24 protein-coding genes are annotated in these 20,608 nt (G+C 67.7%); 18 read left to right on the forward strand and 6 right to left on the reverse strand.

Features of this window, described 5'->3' with window-relative positions:
* Window positions 1–10 precede the first annotated feature (10 nt).
* Both fdhD and M5E06_RS18060 read left to right on the forward strand, forming a co-directional pair.
* On the forward strand, window positions 11–838 hold the full coding sequence (gene fdhD, locus M5E06_RS18055; RefSeq protein WP_252139388.1) for a formate dehydrogenase accessory sulfurtransferase FdhD: 828 nt from the start codon (window positions 11–13) through the stop codon (window positions 836–838).
* Between the two features lie 24 nt (window positions 839–862).
* Window positions 863–1,090, forward strand: a complete 228-nt coding sequence (locus M5E06_RS18060) for a formate dehydrogenase subunit delta (protein ID WP_109075155.1) — start codon at window positions 863–865, stop codon at window positions 1,088–1,090.
* Window positions 1,091–1,106: 16 nt separating this feature from the next.
* On the opposite strand, the gene M5E06_RS18065 is transcribed toward M5E06_RS18060, so the two are convergent.
* Both M5E06_RS18065 and M5E06_RS18070 read right to left on the reverse strand, forming a co-directional pair.
* The gene (locus M5E06_RS18065) at window positions 1,107–1,487 is read right to left on the reverse strand and encodes a VOC family protein (protein WP_252139389.1); all 381 of its coding nucleotides are present in this window, start codon (window positions 1,485–1,487) and stop codon (window positions 1,107–1,109) included.
* Window positions 1,488–1,494: 7 nt separating this feature from the next.
* Window positions 1,495–2,994, reverse strand: coding sequence for a L,D-transpeptidase family protein (locus M5E06_RS18070; RefSeq protein ID WP_252139390.1), 1,500 nt, complete (start codon window positions 2,992–2,994; stop codon window positions 1,495–1,497).
* A gap of 355 nt (window positions 2,995–3,349) precedes the next feature.
* On the opposite strand from M5E06_RS18070, the gene urtA reads away from it, so the two are divergent.
* The 7 genes from urtA to M5E06_RS18105 all read left to right on the forward strand — a co-directional run bounded on the left by urtA (window position 3,350) and on the right by M5E06_RS18105 (window position 9,898).
* A complete protein-coding gene (gene urtA, locus M5E06_RS18075) occupies window positions 3,350–4,660 on the forward strand; it encodes an urea ABC transporter substrate-binding protein (protein ID WP_109152347.1) in 1,311 nt (436 codons plus the stop codon).
* A 168-nt stretch (window positions 4,661–4,828) separates the two neighbouring features.
* Window positions 4,829–6,451: an urea ABC transporter permease subunit UrtB gene (gene urtB / locus M5E06_RS18080; RefSeq protein ID WP_252139391.1), complete on the forward strand. Its 1,623-nt coding sequence runs from the start codon at window positions 4,829–4,831 to the stop codon at window positions 6,449–6,451.
* 4 nt (window positions 6,452–6,455) lie between these two features.
* Entirely contained in the window at window positions 6,456–7,607 is a 1,152-nt protein-coding gene (gene urtC / locus M5E06_RS18085) for an urea ABC transporter permease subunit UrtC (protein ID WP_252139392.1), read from the forward strand.
* A 3-nt stretch (window positions 7,608–7,610) separates the two neighbouring features.
* Window positions 7,611–8,357, forward strand: a complete 747-nt coding sequence (gene urtD, locus M5E06_RS18090; RefSeq protein WP_252139393.1) for an urea ABC transporter ATP-binding protein UrtD — start codon at window positions 7,611–7,613, stop codon at window positions 8,355–8,357.
* 14 nt (window positions 8,358–8,371) lie between these two features.
* Entirely contained in the window at window positions 8,372–9,067 is a 696-nt protein-coding gene (urtE, locus tag M5E06_RS18095; RefSeq protein ID WP_109048892.1) for an urea ABC transporter ATP-binding subunit UrtE, read from the forward strand.
* 101 nt (window positions 9,068–9,168) lie between these two features.
* The gene (locus tag M5E06_RS18100) at window positions 9,169–9,564 is read left to right on the forward strand and encodes a COG4315 family predicted lipoprotein (protein ID WP_252139394.1); all 396 of its coding nucleotides are present in this window, start codon (window positions 9,169–9,171) and stop codon (window positions 9,562–9,564) included.
* A 181-nt stretch (window positions 9,565–9,745) separates the two neighbouring features.
* On the forward strand, window positions 9,746–9,898 hold the full coding sequence (locus M5E06_RS18105; RefSeq protein WP_199230908.1) for a hypothetical protein: 153 nt from the start codon (window positions 9,746–9,748) through the stop codon (window positions 9,896–9,898).
* A 24-nt stretch (window positions 9,899–9,922) separates the two neighbouring features.
* On the opposite strand, the gene M5E06_RS18110 is transcribed toward M5E06_RS18105, so the two are convergent.
* The 3 genes from M5E06_RS18110 to M5E06_RS18120 form a co-directional block, all read right to left on the reverse strand.
* The gene (locus tag M5E06_RS18110) at window positions 9,923–10,819 is read right to left on the reverse strand and encodes a 5'-nucleotidase, lipoprotein e(P4) family (protein WP_252139395.1); all 897 of its coding nucleotides are present in this window, start codon (window positions 10,817–10,819) and stop codon (window positions 9,923–9,925) included.
* Between the two features lie 83 nt (window positions 10,820–10,902).
* Window positions 10,903–11,802, reverse strand: a complete 900-nt coding sequence (locus tag M5E06_RS18115) for a pyridoxamine 5'-phosphate oxidase family protein (protein ID WP_252139396.1) — start codon at window positions 11,800–11,802, stop codon at window positions 10,903–10,905.
* A 32-nt stretch (window positions 11,803–11,834) separates the two neighbouring features.
* The gene (locus M5E06_RS18120) at window positions 11,835–12,479 is read right to left on the reverse strand and encodes a glutathione S-transferase family protein (protein WP_252139397.1); all 645 of its coding nucleotides are present in this window, start codon (window positions 12,477–12,479) and stop codon (window positions 11,835–11,837) included.
* Between the two features lie 111 nt (window positions 12,480–12,590).
* On the opposite strand from M5E06_RS18120, the gene M5E06_RS18125 reads away from it, so the two are divergent.
* On the forward strand, window positions 12,591–13,490 hold the full coding sequence (locus tag M5E06_RS18125; protein WP_252139398.1) for a LysR family transcriptional regulator: 900 nt from the start codon (window positions 12,591–12,593) through the stop codon (window positions 13,488–13,490).
* An 18-nt stretch (window positions 13,491–13,508) separates the two neighbouring features.
* Here M5E06_RS18125 and M5E06_RS18130 read toward each other — a convergent pair whose 3' ends face one another.
* Window positions 13,509–14,459 (reverse strand): formylglycine-generating enzyme family protein, encoded by a 951-nt coding sequence (locus M5E06_RS18130; RefSeq protein ID WP_252139399.1) that lies wholly within the window; start codon window positions 14,457–14,459, stop codon window positions 13,509–13,511.
* A gap of 251 nt (window positions 14,460–14,710) precedes the next feature.
* On the opposite strand from M5E06_RS18130, the gene M5E06_RS18135 reads away from it, so the two are divergent.
* From M5E06_RS18135 to M5E06_RS18170, 8 genes are all read left to right on the forward strand, one after another.
* A complete protein-coding gene (locus M5E06_RS18135) occupies window positions 14,711–15,232 on the forward strand; it encodes a ferritin-like domain-containing protein (RefSeq protein WP_109152357.1) in 522 nt (173 codons plus the stop codon).
* Window positions 15,233–15,354: 122 nt separating this feature from the next.
* Window positions 15,355–16,137, forward strand: a complete 783-nt coding sequence (locus tag M5E06_RS18140; protein WP_252139400.1) for an outer membrane lipoprotein — start codon at window positions 15,355–15,357, stop codon at window positions 16,135–16,137.
* Between the two features lie 75 nt (window positions 16,138–16,212).
* Window positions 16,213–16,719 carry a PaaI family thioesterase gene (locus M5E06_RS18145; RefSeq protein ID WP_252139401.1) on the forward strand — a complete coding sequence of 169 codons (507 nt, stop codon included), beginning with the start codon at window positions 16,213–16,215 and terminating at the stop codon, window positions 16,717–16,719.
* Between the two features lie 182 nt (window positions 16,720–16,901).
* Window positions 16,902–17,366 carry a 50S ribosomal protein L13 gene (gene rplM / locus M5E06_RS18150; RefSeq protein WP_109152360.1) on the forward strand — a complete coding sequence of 155 codons (465 nt, stop codon included), beginning with the start codon at window positions 16,902–16,904 and terminating at the stop codon, window positions 17,364–17,366.
* Between the two features lie 2 nt (window positions 17,367–17,368).
* Window positions 17,369–17,857 carry a 30S ribosomal protein S9 gene (gene rpsI / locus M5E06_RS18155; protein WP_109075171.1) on the forward strand — a complete coding sequence of 163 codons (489 nt, stop codon included), beginning with the start codon at window positions 17,369–17,371 and terminating at the stop codon, window positions 17,855–17,857.
* A 133-nt stretch (window positions 17,858–17,990) separates the two neighbouring features.
* A complete protein-coding gene (gene argC / locus M5E06_RS18160) occupies window positions 17,991–19,067 on the forward strand; it encodes an N-acetyl-gamma-glutamyl-phosphate reductase (RefSeq protein WP_109075172.1) in 1,077 nt (358 codons plus the stop codon).
* Window positions 19,068–19,244: 177 nt separating this feature from the next.
* Entirely contained in the window at window positions 19,245–19,781 is a 537-nt protein-coding gene (locus tag M5E06_RS18165) for a gamma carbonic anhydrase family protein (protein ID WP_109075173.1), read from the forward strand.
* Between the two features lie 170 nt (window positions 19,782–19,951).
* Complete coding sequence (locus M5E06_RS18170) at window positions 19,952–20,548, forward strand: OmpA family protein (protein WP_109075174.1); 597 nt, start codon at window positions 19,952–19,954, stop codon at window positions 20,546–20,548.
* The last annotated feature ends 60 nt before the right edge of the window (window positions 20,549–20,608 follow it).

Genomic DNA, 20,608 nt, shown 5'->3' on the forward strand with positions numbered 1-20,608 from the left:
AGTGGGAAGCATGACTGCGATGCCTTCGGGTTCCATCCGTCCTGACGACAGCCTCATGTGCTCCATCGCCGTCACCGGCACCGGCTTTGCCGCCGGTGTCGGGGTGGAGGAGGGGGCGGACGTCGAATGGCAGGTGCCGGAGGAAACCGCGGTCGCTTTCGAATATAACGGCCGCTCCCATGCCGTGATGATGGCGACCCCCGCCGACCTGGAAGACTTCGCGCTGGGCTTCAGCCTTGCCGAGGAGATCATCGGGACCGCCGCCGATATCGAGAAAATAGCCGTGCGGGAAACGCCGCTGGGCTTCGTCGTCAACCTGACGGTCGACCCGTTGCGTCTCCTGCGCGGAAGCCTGCGCAGCCGCTCCATGGAGGGGCGGAGCGGCTGTGGCCTGTGCGGCGTGGACAGTCTTGTCCACGCCGTTCGGGAGCCCCGCAAGATCGAAACCGCGCTGGAGGTTGACCCGGCCGCCGTGGCCGCGGCCTTCCGCGCCCTGCCGGATCACCAGCCGATGAATCGGGCCAACCGCTCGGTCCATGCCGCGGCATGGTGTGCGCCCGACGGCAGCATCCGCTTGGCCCGCGAGGATGTCGGCCGCCACAACGCGCTGGACAAGCTGATCGGCGCCATCGCCGGTTCTGGTGCCGACCCGGCCGGCGGCTTCGTGGTGATGACCAGCCGCTGCAGCTTCGAACTGGTGCAGAAGACCGCCGCGGTGGGCATCCCGCTGCTGGCGACCATCTCGGCCCCGACGGCGCTGGCGCTGGAACTGGCGCGCAACGCCAACCTGACTCTGGGCGCGCTGTCGCGCCGCGACACCGTCATCCTGTTCCGCTGATACCAACCCATTCCGGAGACACCGATGAGCCACACGAACCACGCCAAGGATCTGGTCCGGATGGCGAACCAGATCGCCGTTCATTTCGCCACCTACCCCCATGAGGAGGCTGTGACGGAGACGGCGACCCACATCCGCAAATTCTGGGATCCGCGCATGCGCGCCGGCCTGTTCGCCCATGTCCAGTCCGGCGGCGAAGCCGACCTGCACGAGGTCGCGCGCGGTGCGGTGGGGATGCTGCAGGCTCGCTGAGGAGGGAGCAACGCCCTCAGACGGTATTGGCGATCTCGACCAGATTGTCGTCGGGGTCGCGGACATAGACGGAACGGATCGGCCCGGTGGCGCCCGTGCGGCTCACCGGGCCTTCCTCTATGGTGATGCCGCGAGCCTTGAGTTCGGCGATCACTTCGTCCAGCGGCGTGTCGGCGATCAGGCAGAAGTCGCCGCTGCCGGCGGTGGGGCGGGCGGCCTTCGGTTCGAACTCCCGCCCGACCTCATGCAGGTTGATCTTCTGCGCGCCGAAGGACAGGGCGCGGCGACCGCCGGCGAAGGTGACGACCTCCATCCCCAGCACATCGCGGTAGAAGGCGCAGGTCGCCTCGATGGAGGCGACCGTCAGCACGAAATGGTCGATCCGGGCGATCCGCATCCCGACCTCACATACCGGTCGGTGCCGGCAGCGGCTTGGCCGGAGCGGGGGTGGAGGCGGAGGACAGCGGCGTCGGCGCATGGGCGGTCGGGACCGGCAGCGGCGCCGGCTTCGACAGCGGACGCGGCGTCGAAGCCGGCGTCACCGGATTTGTCGCCGGATTTGCCGACATGGCCGGAGCCGCCGATCCCGATTGGCCGGACGGCGTCGCCAGCGTGGGCGGATCCTCGTAGATGTCGGGATGGACGCGCACCACGCCGGAGGTGTCGACCGACGCGTTCCAGTAGACGAAGCGCACGGGGATGGCGTTCGGCAACCGGATCGTCTTGGTCTCCCCGGTGTCGAGCTGCTGGCTGATGACGGCCGGCGTCACCTTGGCCGCACCCAGCAGCGTTTCCGCCATCATCCGGGCATCCTCCAGCCGCACGCAGCCGGAGCTGGCGGCGCGCAGATCGCGGCTGAACAGCCTGGGGTCGTTGGTGCCGTGCAGGAAGATGCCGTCGCCGTTGGTCAGGTTGAAGCGGAAGCGGCCCAGCGCGTTGTCGTCGCCCGGCTTCTGGACGATGCGCACGCGGCCGGGATCGACCGACCACCAGTTGACCGACTGCGTGTTGACCACCTCCGATCCGTCCAGATAGACGGCGGCGTTCTTGATGCCGGTGGTGCCCTTCTTGCGCAGGGCCGGCAGCTTGTCCTCGCTCAGCACCGTCGGCGGGACGGTCCAGGTCGGGTTGATGGTGACGCTGGTGATCTTGTCCTGCAGCAGCGGCGTCTTGCGTGACGGCCGGCCGACCACCGCCCGCATGGTGAAGGCGGGGCGGCCATGCTCGATGAGGGTGACGGACTGGCCGGGCAGGTTGACCAGCACCGTGGTGTCGGGGATGGAGGCCTGCTGCGCCCGCATCGCCGCGGCGGCGCGGCGCAGAAGCGCGACGGTCTGCGCCGGGGTGCGGTCCAGCGCCTGGCGCGTCACCTCGCCCACCTTGCCGTCGGGCTGCAGCCCCTCGGCGAGTTGGAAGGCGCGCACGGCGGTCTCGACTTCCTCGTTGAAGCTGTCGGTCCATTTGTCGGCGGGCAGATAGCCCAACTCGATCAGACGGCGCGACACCTTGCCGACGCGATCGGCCAACGGCGAGCGCACGGTGATGACGACCGGCGGCGCCGGCTCGACCGGGGCGATGCCGGGCAGGGTGGGGGCCTGCGCCTGGACATCGGCAGGGGGCACGTCCATCGCCGGGGCGACGCTCTCGACCGTGCCGCCGTCGCCCAGCTTCACCACCGCGCCATAGCCGACGCGGGTTGCCGGCGCCTTGGGCGCGTTCTGGATTTCCTGCGCGCGCTGCTCCAGCGCCGTGGCCCAGCCGGCCACCAGCGGCGGCTTGGCGGCGTGCGCCGCCTCCTTCGCCGCTGCGGCCAGCGCCGGACCGCTCAGGACGACGCCGACCAGCCCGCCGACCAGGCAGAAGGCGGCGGAGCGGCGGGAGATCGGGCGGCGGAGATCATGCATGGCGATGGGACCGGAACGTGAACGGAAAGGATCGAGCGCTGTATCCTTCGATGAGCCTTCCACGATCCGCAAGCGACATTTGGTGTCGGCAGCTCTGCTGTTCACACTGTTGCTCCCTTGCATCGCCGTCCCACTCGCCGGCGGCTGTCCCCGTTACACGCGCTCATCCAGCAGTTGGACGCTGAGGCGGCGGTTTTATTCCGAACCTTCGCCGGTGGTACGGCGATGGAGGCGCTGGCGTGGCCGTATGTGTCATTTGACGTAGATACCGCCTTTCGCATGCGCGGTAGCTTTTCCCCCGACGATGTGGCGAAGCCCCGGAGCAACCGGGGCGCCAAAGGAAGGGGGCAACTTCATGCGGACCAAGCAACTGACGTCCAGCTTCGGGATCAGCGCGCTGGCCGGTCTGGCCATGGGCGCGATGGCGTCCTTCGCGATGCCGGCCCAGGCGGCGGACGACACCATCAAGGTGGGCATCCTGCATTCCCTGTCCGGCACGATGGCGATCAGCGAGACGACGCTGAAGGACGTCATGCTGATGCTGATCGACGAGCAGAACAAGAAGGGCGGCCTGCTGGGCAAGAAGCTGGAGCCGGTGGTGGTCGATCCGGCCTCCAACTGGCCGCTGTTCGCCGAAAAGGCGCGCGAACTGATCAGCAAGGACAAGGTGTCGGCCGTGTTCGGCTGCTGGACCTCGGTCAGCCGCAAGTCGGTTCTGCCGGTGTTCGAGGAGCTGAACAACATCCTCTTCTACCCGGTCCAGTATGAGGGCGAGGAGTCCTCCCGCAACGTCTTCTACACCGGCGCCGCGCCCAACCAGCAGGCGATCCCGGCCGTCGACTACCTGATGCAGAAGGAAAAGGTCCAGCGCTGGGTGCTGGCCGGCACCGACTACGTCTATCCGCGCACGACCAACAAGATCCTCGAAGCCTACCTGAAGGGCAAGGGCGTCAAGCCCGAGGACATCATGATCAACTACACGCCGTTCGGTCATTCCGACTGGCAGTCGATCGTGGCGGACATCAAGAAGTTCGGGTCGGCCGGCAAGAAGACCGCCGTCGTCTCCACCATCAACGGCGACGCCAACGTTCCCTTCTACAAGGAGCTGGGCAACCAGGGCGTGAAGGCCGAGGACATCCCGGTCGTCGCCTTCTCGGTCGGCGAGGAAGAGCTGGCCGGCATCGACACCAAGCCGCTGCTCGGCCATCTGGCCGCCTGGAACTACTTCCAGTCGGTCGAGACCCCGGCCAACGCCGAGTTCATCAAGTCGTGGAAGGCCTACACCAAGAACGACAAGCGCGTCACCAACGACCCGATGGAAGCCCACTATATCGGCTTCAACATGTGGGTGAAGGCGGTCGAGGCGGCCGGCACCACCGAGCCGGACAAGGTCATCGACGCCATGGTCGGCGTGTCGGTCCCGAACCTGACCGGCGGCTATTCGGCGATGCTGCCGAACCACCACATCACCAAGCCGGTGTTGATCGGCGAAGTGCAGGAGAACGGCCAGTTCGACGTCGTCTCCAAGACCTCGGGCCTCGTCCCGGGTGACGAGTGGTCGGACTATCTGCCGGACAGCAAGGACCTGATCGCCGACTGGCGCAAGCCGATGTCCTGCGGCAACTTCAACGTGAAGACCGGCAAGTGCGGCGGCAAGGGGTCGTGAGGGCTGGTGTCCGTCCCATGATTTGAGTGGTCGCGACGCTTGCCCCCTCCCTAACCCTCCCCCGCTGGGCGGGGGAGGGGATCTCTCCCTCCCTTGCGAAGCGGGGGAGGGCCGGGGTGGGGGCAAGCGTTTCGCATTGTTAGCACCCCCCGCACCGAAGGACCCGCGATGCGACGCGCTCTCCGCTGGCTGATGGCCGTCTGTGTGGTGGTCGCCACATCGACCGCCGCACTCGCCGCCGATCTCCGCCCGCTTGTCCAGGCCCTGGGCAGCGGCGGCTATTCCGGAACCGAAAAGGCCCTGGCGCAATTGTCGGAGGCCGGCGACCCGGCCGCCGTGCCGGTGATCGAGGCGCTGCAGGCCGGCGACCTCTATGTGCGCAAGGCCGACGGCACCGTGGTCGTCGCCCGCAAGGCCGGCGACGCCTTCACCCTGACCGACCCGCTGACCCGCGCCGCGCTCGGCGATGCGCCGGCCGCCGCGGTCGAGAAGATCCGCATCAACAATTCGCTGCGCCGCGCCATCAGCGCCTCGCTGGGTGCCCTCACCCTGATGAGCCCCGATGCCGGTGTCCGCCGCTCCGCCGCCGATGCGGTGTTCAAGAGCCGCGACGCCTCCGCACTGGAGACGCTGACCGCCGCCCTCGCCAAGGAGCAGGACAAGGCCGTGCGCGCCGCCATGGAGCAGGCGCGCGCCGCCATCCTGCTGACCGGCGAGGCCGCGTCGAAGATGAGCGATGCCGAAATCCAGTCGGCGACCGACACGCTGGCCGCCCGCGGCGACCGCGACGCGCTGGTCCTGCTGAACATGGTCGCCGGCTCCGGTGCGTCCGATGTCACCAAACGCTCGGCCGCCGCCGCCGTCTCCACCCTGGAACAGAAGCTGGCCTTCTGGGCGGCGCTGCAGAATCTCTGGTACGGGCTGTCGCTGGGCTCGGTGCTGCTGCTGGCCGCCATCGGCCTCGCCGTCACCTTCGGCGTGATGGGCGTCATCAACATGGCCCATGGCGAGATGGTGATGATCGGCGCCTACACCACCTTCCTGGTGCAGGAGTTCTTCCGCGCCCATGCCCCCGGCCTGTTCGACCTGTCGATCCTGGTGGCGCTGCCCGCCGCCTTCCTCGTGTCGGGCGGCGTCGGCATCATCATCGAGCGCAGCGTGATCCGCTGGCTCTACGGCCGTCCGCTGGAAACGCTGCTCGCCACCTGGGGCCTGTCGCTGGCACTCCAGCAGGCGGTGCGCTCCATCTTCGGCCCGACCAACCGCGAGGTGGGCGCGCCGAGCTGGATGTCCGGCGCCTTCGAACTGGGCGGCCTGACCATCACCTATGGCCGGCTGTGGATCGTCATCTTCGCCTTCGCCGTCTTCGCGGCATTGCTGGTGGCGCTGAAGCGCACCTGGTTCGGCCTGTCGATCCGGGCGGTGACGCAGAACCGGCCGATGGCCAACGCCATGGGCATCCGCACTGCGCGGGTGGATGCGCTGACCTTCGGCCTCGGCTCCGGCATCGCCGGGCTGGCCGGGGTGGCGCTGAGCCAGATCGACAATGTCAGCCCGAACCTGGGCCAGGGCTACATCATCGACAGCTTCATGGTCGTGGTGTTCGGCGGGGTGGGCAATTTGTGGGGCACGCTTGTCGGCGCGCTGACGCTGGGCTCCATCAACAAGTTCCTCGAACCCTATGCCGGTGCGGTGCTGGGCAAGATCCTGGTGCTGATCTTCATCATCCTGTTCATCCAACGGCGTCCGCGCGGTCTGTTCGCGCTGAAGGGCCGCGCGGTGGAGGCCTGATCCGATGCTGCTGCGCTTTTTCCTGATGGGGCTGGACCGCAAGGCCGGGATCGTCCTGACGATCCTCGCCATCCTGGCGGTGGCGGTCCCGGTGATGACGCTGTGGGTGCCGGCGGACTCGCCCTTCCACCTGTCGGTCTTCACCGTCTCGTTGCTGGGCAAATACCTGTGCTTCGCGCTGCTGGCGCTGGCGCTTGATCTGGTGTGGGGCTATTGCGGCATCCTGTCGCTCGGCCATGCCGCCTTCTTCGCGCTCGGCGGCTATGCCATGGGCATGTACCTGATGCGGCAGATCGGGCCGCGCGGCGTCTATGGCAACCCGGTCCTGCCCGACTTCATGGTCTTCCTGAACTGGAAGGAGCTGCCCTGGTATTGGCTCGGCTTCGACCAGTTCTGGTTCGCCGCCATCATGGTGCTGGTGGTGCCGGGGGCGCTGGCCTTCGCCTTCGGCTGGTTCGCCTTCCGCAGCCGCGTCACCGGCGTCTACCTGTCGATCATCACCCAGGCGCTGACTTTCGCCCTGCTGCTGGCCTTCTTCCGTAACGACATGGGCTTCGGCGGCAACAACGGCCTGACCGACTTCAAGGACATCCTCGGCTACGACATCCAGGCCGACACCACCCGCGTCGCCCTGTTCGTGGCGACGGTGGCCGCCCTGGCGCTCTCCTACATGATCGCGTCCGGCGTCATCGGCTCGAAGCTGGGCAAGGTGCTGGTGGCGCTGCGCGACGCCGAAAGCCGCGTCCGCTTCATGGGCTACGACACCGAAAGCTACAAGCTGTTCGCCTGGACCCTGTCGGCCTGCATGGCCGGCGTCGCCGGCGCCCTCTATGTCCCGCAGGTCGGCATCATCAACCCGTCTGAATTCGCCCCGGCCAGCTCGATCGAGGCGGTGATCTGGGTCGCCGTCGGCGGGCGCGGCACGCTGGCCGGCGGCATCCTCGGCGCGGTGCTGGTCAACATGGGCAAGAGCTATTTCACCGGCGCCCTACCGGAGCTGTGGCTGTTCGCGCTGGGCGGCCTGTTCGTGGCGGTCACCCTGTTCCTGCCCAAGGGCCTGCTGGGGCTGGGCGCGCAGCTGAAGGCCAAACTGCCCGGCCGCAACAAGACCTCGCCCCTTCCCAATGCCCACCCCGCCGACCAGAAGGGAGCCTGACCCATGAGCGCGGAATCGACCCTTCTCTATCTCGACGGCGTGTCGGTCAGCTTCGACGGCTTCAAGGCGCTGAACAGCCTGTCGCTGGTGATGATGCCGGGCGAGATGCGGGCGATCATCGGCCCGAACGGCGCCGGCAAGACGACGATGATGGACGTCATCACCGGCAAGACCCGCCCAGACACCGGCACCATCCTGTTCGAAGGCGGCACCGACCTGACCCGCCTGCGCGAGGCGGCGATCGCCAATCTCGGCATCGGCCGCAAGTTCCAGCGCCCGACCGTCTTCGAACCGCACAGTGTGTGGGACAACCTCGAACTGGCGCTGAAGGCGCCGCGCCGGCCGCTGAAGACGCTGACCTACGCCATCAGCCGCGACGACCGGTCCCGCATCGAGGAGATCCTCGACATCACCCGCCTGTCGGCCCTGCGCAACCGTCAGGCCGGAAGCCTGTCGCACGGGCAGAAGCAGTGGCTGGAGATCGGCATGCTGCTGGCCCAGGACCCCAAACTCCTGCTGGTCGACGAGCCGGTGGCCGGTATGACCGATGCCGAAACCGAACAGACCGCCGAACTGCTGTGCAGCATCGCCGGCAAGCATTCGGTGATCGTGGTGGAGCATGACATGAGCTTCGTCCGCGCGCTCGGCGTCAAGGTCACGGTTCTGGCGGAAGGCTCCGTCCTGGCCGAAGGCTCGCTGGACGTGGTCAGCGCCAACCAACAGGTCATCGACACCTATCTCGGCCGCTGACGGGAGATCCCATGATGCTGGACGTTCGCTCTCTCGATCTGCATTACGGCGCCGCACAGGCCCTGCGCAGCGTTTCCATGAAGGCCGAAATCGGCAAGGTCACCTGTCTGGTCGGCCGCAACGGCGTCGGCAAATCCAGCCTGCTGCGTGCCATCGTTGGGCTGAAGCCGGTGTCGGGCGGCTCCATCGGCTGGGACGGCGCCGACGTGACCAAGATGGCGCCCGCCGACCGGGCGCGCCGCGGCATCGCCTATGTCCCGCAGGGGCGCGAGATCTTCCCGCTGCTGACCGTGCGGGAAAACCTGCTGACCGGCTACGCCCCGCTGCCGCGCGCCCAGCGCTCCATCCCCGACGAGGTGTTCGAGCTGTTCCCGGTGCTGAAATCCATGCTGGAGCGCCGCGGCGGCGATTTGTCGGGCGGCCAGCAGCAGCAGCTCGCCATCGGCCGCGCCCTGGTGACCCGGCCGCGCCTGCTGGTGCTGGACGAGCCGACCGAGGGCATCCAGCCCTCCATCATCAAGGACATCGGCCGCGCCATCTCCTACCTGCGCGACAAGGGCACCATGGCGATCCTGCTGGTGGAGCAGTATTTCGACTTCGCCCGCGACCTTGCCGACGACTGGGTGGTGATGGAACGCGGCGAGGTGATGCTGTCCGGCCCGCGCAGCGGCCTCGACGAGCAGGAGGTTCGCAAATACCTGACGGTGTGATGCCTGCGGAATGATGCTTACGGAATAACCGCGCCTCCGGGTGCGTCCTTCCTCCATCGGGTCCGTCTTCCGGCGGGCCGGTTTTGGGGAGGAACCGCAGAATGACGTCCGCACTCCGTGTCACCGCCGCCGCCATCGGCCTGGGAGCCGTGCTGTTCGGCGCGCCCGCCTTCGCCCAGGAAAAAGAGCCGGCCATGATGGGCAAGACCGCGATGGGACCCGTCCTGACCGACGCGAAGGGCATGACGCTCTACGTCTTCGACAAGGACAGCGCCGGCAAGTCGGCCTGCAACGGACCTTGCGCGACCAACTGGCCGCCGCTGATGGCTCCCGCCTCCGCCAAGCCGATGGGCAAATACACGGTGGTCACCCGCGACGACGGCAGCCACCAGTGGGCCTACAACGGCAAGCCGCTCTACACCTGGGCCAAGGACATGAAGCCCGGCGACGCCACGGGTGACGGCGTGAACAATGTCTGGCACGTCGCGAAGCCGTAATCCCCTGTTTCGCGGCGTCGTGGTGGTCTTCCACCCCACGACGCCGCGCAATTTCGGGGTATATTTCGGCTGTCGAGGTAATTCGCAAATATCGACTTCGCAGGCGGCGCTCTTTAATGGTCGTTAAGGATCGAAACCGCAAGATGTCCTCACCGTCATCTTGCTCATGGAGCAGCAGGCCATGTCGATCTACAACGCCGCGTCGTTCGAAGCCACCCCCTCCGCCGAACCGAAGGTCCGCAAGATGAGCGGTCTGCCGCGACTGGCGGTGTGGACCGTGATGATCGGCGCGCCCTGGGTGGTGATCGTGCAGGCGGTGCGCCTGATCTTTTAAATCTGGCGCACGACCGTCACACCCTTACTGGGCCGGTACCACCCAGGGTTCCAGCGCGCCGATCTTCTTGGCCCGCTTCTCGTCCGCCGACAGTTTGAAATTATGCCCATAGGGCGCGCTCTCGAACGAGCCGTATCCGGGATTGGCCAGCATCAGCCAGTCGCGCCCGAAATGCTCCTTCACCGTCTCATAGGCCTTCATCCGCTCCGCCTCGCTGCCGTTGGCGGCGTCGGTGAAGTCGTTGAAATTGTCGCCGAACAGCAGGACGATCCTATAATCCTTGGCGATGTAGGCGCGGCGTGCGCTCTTCGCCGAACCCCACTCCTGCTTTTCCTTCGACATCAGGAAGGTATCGACGTTCCCGCCCATCGGGAAGCCCAGCGCCTGCGCGTTGCGGCGGGTCGGCTCCTCCTGATCGGCGCTGCGGTTGGTGACGTAGAAGACCTTGACGCCCTTCGACTCGGCATATTGGGTGAACTCCACCGCACCCGGCACCGCCGTCGCCTTCTCCGCCTTCACCCAGGCGTCCCAGGTCTTGGGCGAGAAGTCGGTGCCGCTGGTCACCAGACCGGTCTGATAGGCGGAGTTGTCCATCGCCGTTTCGTCCAGGTCCAGCACCACGGCCGGCGGCAGGTCCTGGTAATTGCCGGTCTGCTCGGTCGCCGCGGTCCAGTTCTTGTCGGCCAGCGCCTTGTCCAGCTGGACCTTGCCCAGCGCGTAGACCGCCAGCGCGTTGGCCTTGTACTCGACCGACCGCTGCATCCACAGTTCGGCGTTCAGCAGGTCGCTCTGCGGCACCGGGCCTTGGGAAGCCGAGCCATTTGGCGCCGGATCAGCCGCCAGGGCGGGGCCGGCGAGAAGGGATAGGACAACCGCACCGGACAGCAGCGACCAGCGCCCGGAACAGGCGGAATTGCGCATCGACACACCCATCCATCAAGTGTCATGGAACCGTCATCGAAGCACAGATCCGGACACTTGGCGACGGTCGTGTGACCCATGCGTCACGGTACCCCGATACGTTCTCCCGGTTCCTTCCAGCGCAGCGGGATCGCCGCCTTCCGCCGCCATCCGCGCTCCACCTGCAGGCTCCAGCTTCGTTGGGCGTTGGGCAGGGCAGGGTCGGGCTCCCAATCAATGGCGACCGCCCCGGTCAGGTGCAGCACGTCGCCGCCGGCGACATCGACCAGCAGCAGCCCGGCGCGGGGGTTCAGCAGCATATTGCCCAGCGTGTTGAAATAGCGGTTGCCGGCGTAATCCGGCACGATCAGCCGGTCGCCGTCGATCCGGATGAAACCCGCCGGCCCGCCCCGGTGCGACAAATCCAGCCGGCCGTCACGCCCCGCCGACGAGGCTGAGGCGACGAAGGCGGTGTCGGCCGCACCGATCAGCCGCCGCGCCTCACTGTCCAGCCCGGCCAGCGTTTCCACGGCTCCGGCGGGGGAGGGGGCCTCCTCCTCCGCCCGGCGGACATGGATGTATTGCGGGCAGTTGCCGAAGCTCTCCTCCACCGCCATGGCGAAGGCCAGCCCGTCGCGCGCCGCCACCCGGCCGTTCACCCGGTTGCGTCGCCGGGTGGCCGGGTCGATACCCAGCGCCGCCACCGGTTCTCCCACCGCCGGTCCGGCCGGCCAGGGCTGCCACGCGCCATGGTCGGGCCGCACCCACAGCGTCTGCGGGTCGGCGGCGGTGACGAAGCCGGGGGCGCCGGTCAGCACCCCGGCCGCCGGATCGCCGGCCTCGTCACGCGCGGCGACCAGCAGCCAGGGCAGCAGCGGAAAGAACTGCTGATGCTGGGGGATCAGCCGGTCGCGGATCGGCGCTGACGGCACGCGGAACCCGGCCCGCGCCTGCGCCTCCCGCTCGCCGGGATGGAAGGGGTCGGGGATGCGGTCCTGGTCCATGGCCGTGCTCCTGCCATCAAGAGGGAAAACGTTCAGGCGGGTTGCGGAATCTCGCCCGGAATCTCGCTTTGGGGCATCGGTGTCAGTGCCGGGATCGCCTCCACCCGCTCCAGCCAGCGGCGGACCGCCGGATAGGGACCGAGCGGGATGTGGCCTTCCGGCGCGCGGGCGACATAGGCGTAGCAGGCGATGTCGGCGATGGTCGGCCGCTCCGCCGCCAGCCACTCGCGGCTTGCCAGATGACCGTCCATGAAGCGCAGGACGCGCCCGGCGACCGCCTGCGCGTCGGTCAGCGAAGCGGCTCCGCCCCACAGCGTCAGGATGCGCGCCAGCGCCGGCCCGAAGCGCAGATCGCCGGCCGCGATCGACAGCCAGCGCTGCACCTGCGCCGCGTCCTCCGGCGCCTTCGGGTTCCACAGGCCGGAGGCGTCGTAGCGGTCGGCGAGATAGCCCAGAATGGCGACGGAGTCCGGCAGCACGAGGTCGCCGTCGACCAGCACCGGGATCTGCCCGAATGGGTTCAAGGCGAGGAAGCTCTCCGACCGCCGCAACTCGGCGCCGGCCTCGACATAGCGGTAAGGCAGGCCGAGGATGTTCAGAAAGGCTTCCACCCGATGGGTGTGCCCTGACAGCGGCGTGCCGTAGAGCGTGATGGCGGGCTCGGTGGTGGTGCTCATCGGACAGGTCCCCTCGATGTCTGTTTCGCGGATACCCACACCCAACCACTTGCGCGTGTCGGCAGGAATGCGCTTTCATCAAAAGGGACTCTTTCAGAAATCGGAAGAATTGTGGACCGGCTGGACGAACTGGCGATCTTCGTGGCGATCCTGGAGGCCGGCAGCCTTGCCGGCGCGGCCAAGCGGCTGCGGCGGTCCGCCCCTGCCGTCACCCGCGCGCTGTCGGGACTGGAGGAGCGGCTGGGCCTGCGACTGATCGAGCGGACCACCCGCAACCTCGCGCCCACCGACGCCGGCCGGCGGCTGGCCGAGCAGGCGCGCCGGCTTCTCGCCGATTATGACGAGGCGCTGGCCGCCACCGGCACCGACCGGCCGCTGCGCGGGCGGCTGCGCGTCACCGCGCCGGTGATGTTCGGGTGCAAGCATGTGACGCCGCTGGTCCTCGACTTCATGCGCGCCTTCCCTGACATCCGGGTCGAGCTGGTGCTGTCCGACGGCAACCTCGACCTGATCGAGGAGGAGCTGGACGTGGCGATCCGCATCGGCCCCTTGCCCGATTCCGGCCTCGTCGCCCGGCGGGTCGGGCAGGTCGGGCGATATCTGGTTGCCGGCCCCGCCTATCTGGCGCGGCGCGGCACGCCGACGACTCCGGAGGATTTGGCCGGCCACGACATCATCCTGTCGACCGCCCGGCCCCGGCCGCCCGACTGGCGCTTTCTGGTCGATGGGCGGGAGCGGGTGGTCCGGGTCACCCCGCGCCTGTCGGTCAGCCACATCGAGCCGGCGCTGCTGGCCGCCCGCGACGGGCATGGCATCGCCCGGCCGCTGTCCTATCAGGCGGCCGACGATATCGCCGCCGGCACCCTGGTGCGCCTGATGCCGCACACCGAGCCGGCGCCGCTGCCCGTCCATGTCGTGGTGCCGACGGCACGGCTGATGCCCGGCCGGGTTCGCGCCTTCCTCGACCATGCGGTGGAGGGGCTGTCGGCGCTGGCCGTCCTGCGTGGCTGAACGGGCCGGAGCGGGGCCTCAGGGATCGCGTGCGACCCGGATGCCGTAGGCGGCATAGCCGATCTCCGCCCCGTCGATCCGGCGGACGGCCGATCGCACATAGCGCGGATTGCTGTGCCACGAACCGCCCCGCATCACCCGTTGCGGGCATTTCCCGCCGCCATCCGTCGCGCAGCCCTCCACCCACTGCCAGACATTGCCGAGCATGTCGTAGAGGCCGAAGCCGTTGGGCCGATAGCTGCCGACCGGCGCGGTGAACAGGGCGCCGTCGCGGCAGTTCGCCACCTCCCAGTCGGTGAAGCGGTCCTTGGCGCTCAGGTCGGCCTCGTTCGCCGCATCGCACCCCTTGGCCGGATCGTCGCCCCACCAGCGGGCGGTCCGGGTGCCGGCGCGGGCCGCATATTCCCACTCCGCCTCCGTCGGCAGGCGGTAGGGCTTGCCGGTCCGCCGGCTGAGCCAGTCCACATAGGCCTTGGCGTCGTACCAGCTGATGCAGACCGCCGGGTCCCGGTTCGTCTGGTCGAAGCCCGGCCGGCGCCAGGAGAAATGCCAGCGCGGCAGCAGCTCCGTCTCGCCGGCATAGCCGCGGCAGATCGTCCGCGGCTTGTAACCGCTGTCCTGGATGAATCGGGCATATTCACCACGGGTCACCGGGTATTTGCCGATGGCGACGGGGTGCCGGATCGACACCGGCCGTTGCAGCGGTTCGTCGGGAAAGCGCTCCTGTTCCGATTCGGGCGAGCCCTGGAGAAAGCTGCCGGGGGGGAGCGCCACCAGGACCGGGGCGTCGGGATGGTCCCAGATCTCGCGGGCCGGGTTGGCGGCCTGCCAGACCTGGAAGGCCGCCAGCCGTTCGGCGCGCCAGCCGGTCAGGTCCTCCGGCTCCGCCCGGCGCCAGCCGGCGAGGGCGGCCAACGCGAGGATGAGGACGACCACCGCGCCCACGGAGCCGGGCAGGGTGACTGGCATGGCGGGGATGCCTCTTGCGGGGGCGCCTTTGGCGGGGATGCGGATCATGCCCAGCATTTCCCCGCGATACCGCGTGTCCGGCAACCGCGCGTCCGTGTCCCGGTCGTGGCACTTCCCCACCGGTGCCGGGCGCCGGTGGCCGAAGCTCCGCCCCTTTGAAGTATGCCGGAAGCGGTAAGCGTCGAAGACGGTGTCCCGCTGTTGGTGCGGGCAGACGTTCAACGGAGCGTTGATACCACAGGAGCACACACATGGCCGCCTATCCCGCGGATCTCACGCGCGCGCTGTTCGTCACCGGCCTGCGCAACGCCCATGCGGTGGAACAGCAGGCGCTGGCCCTGATGGACCGCCAGCTGGACCGCCTCGTGAATTATCCGGAAGTCTCCGACCATCTGCGCATGCACCGTGGCGAGACCGAATCCCAGATCACCCGCATCGAGCAGATCCTGGACCAGCTGCAGGAAAGCCATTCCGGGCTCAAGGACACCGCCCTGTCGATCATGGGCAATCTCGCCGCGCTCGGCCATACCTTCGCCGAGGACGAGATCCTCAAGAACTCCTTCGCCAACTACGCCTTCGAGAATTTCGAGGTGGCGAGCTACCGCTCGCTGCTGACGGTGGCGGACGCCGGCAACTTCGCCTTCGCCACGCCGCTGCTGCAGACCTCGCTGCGCGAGGAGGAGGCGATGGCTTCCTGGGTGATCGAGAATGTGCCGAAGCTGACGCTGAAATACCTGTCGCTGAAGGCCAGCAACCAGACCGCCGGCCGCTGACGCCGGGCGGCCATCGCTGCACTGCAACGCAGCCTTCCGGCCGTGTCCGGATTTTGCCCGGTGACGAGCCGGGGGGCTTTGCCGTAAGAAACTCGGCGGGTTTCAAAACGGATGGCTACCCCGTGCTCCGATCGGTCTCCTTCTGCCTGTTCATCGCCGCGGCCGGCGGTCTTGCGGGCTGCACCTCCGACTATTCTCCCAACACCTACGCCTCCAACGCGGTCCAGCAGGCCAACAAGGTGGAGCCGGGCGTCGTCGTCGGATTCCGTCAGGTGGCGATCAGCGCCAACGGTACGGTCGGCGCGGTCAGCGGCGGGGCGGCCGGCGGCATCCTGGGGGCGCAGGTGGGGACGGGCGGCATGAACGCCGCGCTGGGCACCGTTGGCGGCACGGCGATCGGCGGCCTGCTGGGCACGGCGATGGAGCACATCGCCGGCGACACCACCGGCTGGGAATACATCGTCCGCAAATCGAACGGCGATCTGCTGTCGCTGACCCAGAAGGAGCCGCAGCCGCTGCCCATCGGCCAGAAGGTTCTGGTCATCACCGGCAGCCAGGCCCGCATCGTCCCCGACTATTCCACCCCGGCCGATCCCGCGCCCGCCAAGGCCGATTCGCTCAAGGCGGACGCACACAAGCCCGATGCGCCGAAATCGGAGACGCCGAAATCGGACATCAAGGCGGTCCCGCTCGCCCCGCCCGCCGAACCGGCCGCGCCAGCGGTCCCCGCTCCGGCGGAGCAGTCCGCCGCCGAACCGGCGCCGCCCGCCAGCGGCGGCGGCCCGATCCGTCTGACCGCCCCCACCGACACCGCACCCACCGCACCCGCCCCCGCGGCGGCTCCGGAGCCCGCAAGCCCGACTCCGGCAGAGCCGCCCCCAGCGGAGCCGAAGCCGGCGGAATAGCAGCACCATACTTGTCCGAATGGCCGGGATGGCGCACAGTCCGGAGGTCCAACCGAGATCACCGGCAGAGGGTCCATGTCCGCCGTCGATACCGCACAAAGCGCCGCCCCCGTCTCCGCTCCCGCCATGACGAAGGAAGAGCTGGAGGAACTGATCCGCGAGGGGGTTCCCCTGGTCGGGAATTTCGGCATCGTCGTGGAAAGCCTGAGCGCCGGGACGATTCGCCTGCGCCTGCCCTACAAGGATGACTTCGTCCGTCCCGGCGGCACCGTCACCGGCCCGGCGATGTTCGGACTGGCCGACGTGGCGCTCTATGGCGCGGTGCTGAGCCTGATCGGCCGGGTCGAGCTGGCGGTGACCACCAGCATGACCATCAACTTCCTGCGCCGCCCGCCGCCCGTCGCCATCATCGCCGAGGCGCGCGTCCTGAAGCTGGGCAAGCGGCTGGCCTATGGCGAGATCCTGCTGTTCTCCGAAGGCGATCCGGAGCCGGTCGCCCATGTCACCGGAACCTACTCCATCCCGCCGCATGACCCCGTCACCGTCGCGGTATCTCATTACCGCGTGGATGAGGCCCCATAAAAAGTCGTTTAAGATCAATGGGTTTGTCTGTGCGGTATCTTATTACCGCGCTCGTAAGTCATTGAAAGAAAACGGAAATTTTTCCGTTGACAGAGGCCTGCTCCGGCCCGTAGAAAGCCGTCCGCTTCGGCGCCCCGGAATCGGCGGCCTGCCGATCCGTATTCGAAGAAACGAGTGTGGCGATGAAGACCTTCAATCTGAAGCCGACCGAAATCGAGAAGAAGTGGTACGTCGTTGACGCCGACGGCCTCGTTCTCGGGCGGCTTGCCAGCATCCTGGCGAACATCCTGCGTGGCAAGAACAAGCCGACCTACACCCCCCACATGGATTGCGGCGACAACATCGTCGTGATCAATGCGGAGAAGGTGAAGCTGACCGGCAACAAGCGCGACGCCGACATCTTCTACTGGCACACCGGCTATCCGGGTGGGATCAAGGGCCGCTCCAAGGGCCAGATCCTGGACGGCAAGTATCCGGAGCGTGTGATCGAGAAGGCCGTGGAGCGCATGGTTCCGCGCGGTCCGCTCGGCCGCCAGCAGATGACCCATCTCAAGGTCTACAAGGGCGCCACGCATCCGCACGATGCGCAGCAGCCGGTCGCCCTCGACGTCGGCGCCCTGAACCCGAAGAATAAGCGGAGCGCGTAACAATGGCTCAGGTCACCACCACCCTCTCCAGCTTGAAGGAACTGACGGGCGCCGCCGCCACCGCGACCGTCACCGAAGAGCTGGCCGCTCCGAAGCTGGACGCCCAGGGCCGCGCCTATGCCACCGGCAAGCGCAAGGACGCCGTCGCCCGCGTGTGGATCAAGCCGGGCTCCGGCAAGGTCACCGTGAACGGCCGCGACCAGTCGGTCTATTTCGCCCGTCCGGTTCTGCGCATGATGATTGCTCAGCCGTTCGGCGTGACCGAGCGTTCGGAGCAGTTCGACGTGGTCGCCACCGTCGCCGGCGGCGGTCTGTCGGGCCAGGCCGGTGCCGTCCGTCACGGCATCTCCAAGGCGCTGACCTACTTCGAGCCGGCCCTGCGCCCGCCGTTGAAGGCCGCCGGCTTCCTGACCCGCGACGCCCGTACGGTCGAGCGTAAGAAGTACGGCCGCGCCAAGGCCCGCCGCAGCTTCCAGTTCTCGAAGCGCTAATCCCTACACGGGCCTGCTGCTTTACGGTACAAGCGAGGGGCGTCCCGAAAGGGGCGCCCCTTTCTTTTTGCCCTCACCGTTACGCCTACCCAAACTTCAACGTTCCTCCCGTCAAGCGAAGGACATCGGTTCCATGGCCTCGATCAGCATTCCGGGCACCACCCCCGGCGGTTCGAAAATCCGCGTCGGCATCCTGGGCGCTTCCGGTTACACCGGCGCCGAACTGGTGCGCATGCTGCTGCGCCACCCGAACGTGGAGATCGCCGCGCTGACCGCCGAACGACAGGCCGGCAAGCCAATGGCGGAGGTGTTCCCGCATCTGGGCGGCTATGGCCTGCCCGATCTGGTGAAGATCGAAGAGCTGAAGTGGGACAATCTGGACTTCATCTTCTGCGCCCTGCCGCACGGCACCACGCAGGAGGTTGTCGCCGGCCTGCCCAGCGGCCTGAAGGTGGTCGACCTGTCCGCCGATTTCCGTCTGAGTGACCCGGCCGAATACGCCACCTGGTACGGGCATGAGCACCGTGCCGTCGGCCTGCAGAAGGAGGTCGCCTACGGCCTGACCGAGTTTAACCGCCAGGGCGTGCGCAAGGCGCGGGTGGTGGCGAATCCGGGCTGCTACCCGACCTGCTCGCTGCTGCCGCTGCTGCCGCTGCTGATGGAGAACCAGATCGAGCCGGGCGGCATCATCATCGACGCCAAGTCCGGCGTGTCCGGGGCCGGCCGCGACGCCAAGCAGGCCAACCTATTCACCGAGGTGTCGGAAGGCTTCAACGCCTATGGCGTCGGCCACCATCGCCACATGCCGGAGATCGAGCAGGAGCTGCGGCTGGCCGCCGGCCGTCCGGTCACCGTCTCCTTCACCCCGCATCTGGTGCCGATGAACCGCGGCATGATGGCGACCATCTACGTCCGCATGGCCGACGGCGTCACCGCCGACGACCTGCGCGCGACGCTGGCCGCCCGCTATGCCGACGAGCCCTTCGTCGGCGTGACCCCCGCCGGCGTGGTGCCGGCGACGCGCCATGTCCGCGCCTCCAACCACAACCTGATCGGCGTGGTCGCCGACCGCACCCCGCGTGGCGCCATCATCGTGTCGGTGATCGACAATCTGGTGAAGGGCGCGTCGGGTCAGGCGATCCAGAACATGAACGTCATGATGGGGCTGGGCGAGACGACCGGCATCGATCAGGCGCCGCTTTTCCCGTAATCGGGTACCGCGGCAGGATGGGGCGGGGGCTGTGACAGCGTTGTGGCCCCCTGTCCGCACTGTTGCACAGAGGCACCAATCGGGATTTGCTTTGGCCTGTCAATGCGAAATCAGGTGGTGCCTTAAGCCTTACGGTGCTTCAATCCCGCCCGTCATGCACGACTTCGGTACGACCTGATGACCGGCCTTGTTCGCGCCTTCAACGGCATCCTGCCCACCGTCGACCCGACCGCGTTCATCGCGGAAACGGCGGCGGTGATTGGTGATGTCGTGATCGGGGCGAACAGCAGCATCTGGTACGGCTGCACCGTGCGTGGAGACGTCAACGAGGTCCGAATCGGCGCTCGCACCAACATTCAGGACGGCACCGTGATCCACGTGGCCTCTGAAGGGCAGGGCACCTACATCGGCGACGACATCACCGTCGGCCACATGGCGTTGCTGCACGCCTGCACGCTGGAAGACGGCTGCTTCATCGGCATGAAGGCCTGCATCCTGGATGGGGCCTATGTCGAGTCGCGGGCGATGGTCGCGGCCGGTGCTCTGGTGACGCCCGGAAAGCGGGTGACGTCCGGATTCTTGTGGGCCGGCAGCCCTGCTAGACCGGTTCGCGAGCTGACGGAGCGCGATCTCGCGGTTTTTCCGGTTCTCAGCCACCGTTACACGGATTTGGCGGAAACCTACCGGAAAAGCTGCTATGGAAGTGGAGCATAGGTCCAAGAACGGGTACGGTTCGGCCAATCGGCTGGGGTGTCGGAACACCACCGCGCACCACATGTTGGGAAGGTCGCTGCCGCGCTTGAACTCGGGCGGATGCTTCGATTGATAGGTTCATCCCCCGCAGGCACTCTGATGGGGAAGGGTTCTGGAAGGGAGTGAAGACAATGAAGACTATTGTTCGCGCGGGTCTGGCTGCCATCCCGGCCGCCATCGTCGCTTTCGGTCTGTCGGCGGCCGCCAATGCCCAGGACGCGAGCCTGGTCGGCAAGGGCACCGAGTGGTGCAACCCGGTCATCGGCTGGGGCAACGTCGCCGCCCGCACCGCTGACGGCGGCTATGTCATCCATCAGGGCAGCTATCCGTGCCCGCCGGCCGCCGCCGCTCCGGCTCCGGCCGCCGTCGCCGCGGTCCAGAGCGAATATCTGGTGTTCTTCGACTGGGATAAGTCGAACATCACCCCGGCCGCCGATCGCGTGATCGGTGACGCGGTGTCGGCCATCCTGAAGAACGGTGGCGCCAAGATCAACGTCGTCGGCCACACCGATACCTCGGGGTCGCCGGCTTACAACCAGAAGCTGTCGGTGCGTCGTGCCGACGCGGTCAAGAAGGCCCTGGTCGCCAAGGGCATCCCGGCCGCCAACATCACGACCCAGGGCAAGGGCGAGAGCCAGCTGCTGGTTCAGACCGGTCCGAACGTCCGCGAGCCGTCCAACCGTCGTGCGCAGATCCTGCCGCGCCTGCTGAACGCTCCGTCGTCCTAAGGACGGTTGGCAGGGGGCCGTTCCGGGGGTATCGGACCGGCCTTCCCGCCAGCGGGAGAA

Source organism: Azospirillum sp. A1-3 (assembly GCF_023806445.1).
Lineage (GTDB): Bacteria > Pseudomonadota > Alphaproteobacteria > Azospirillales > Azospirillaceae > Azospirillum.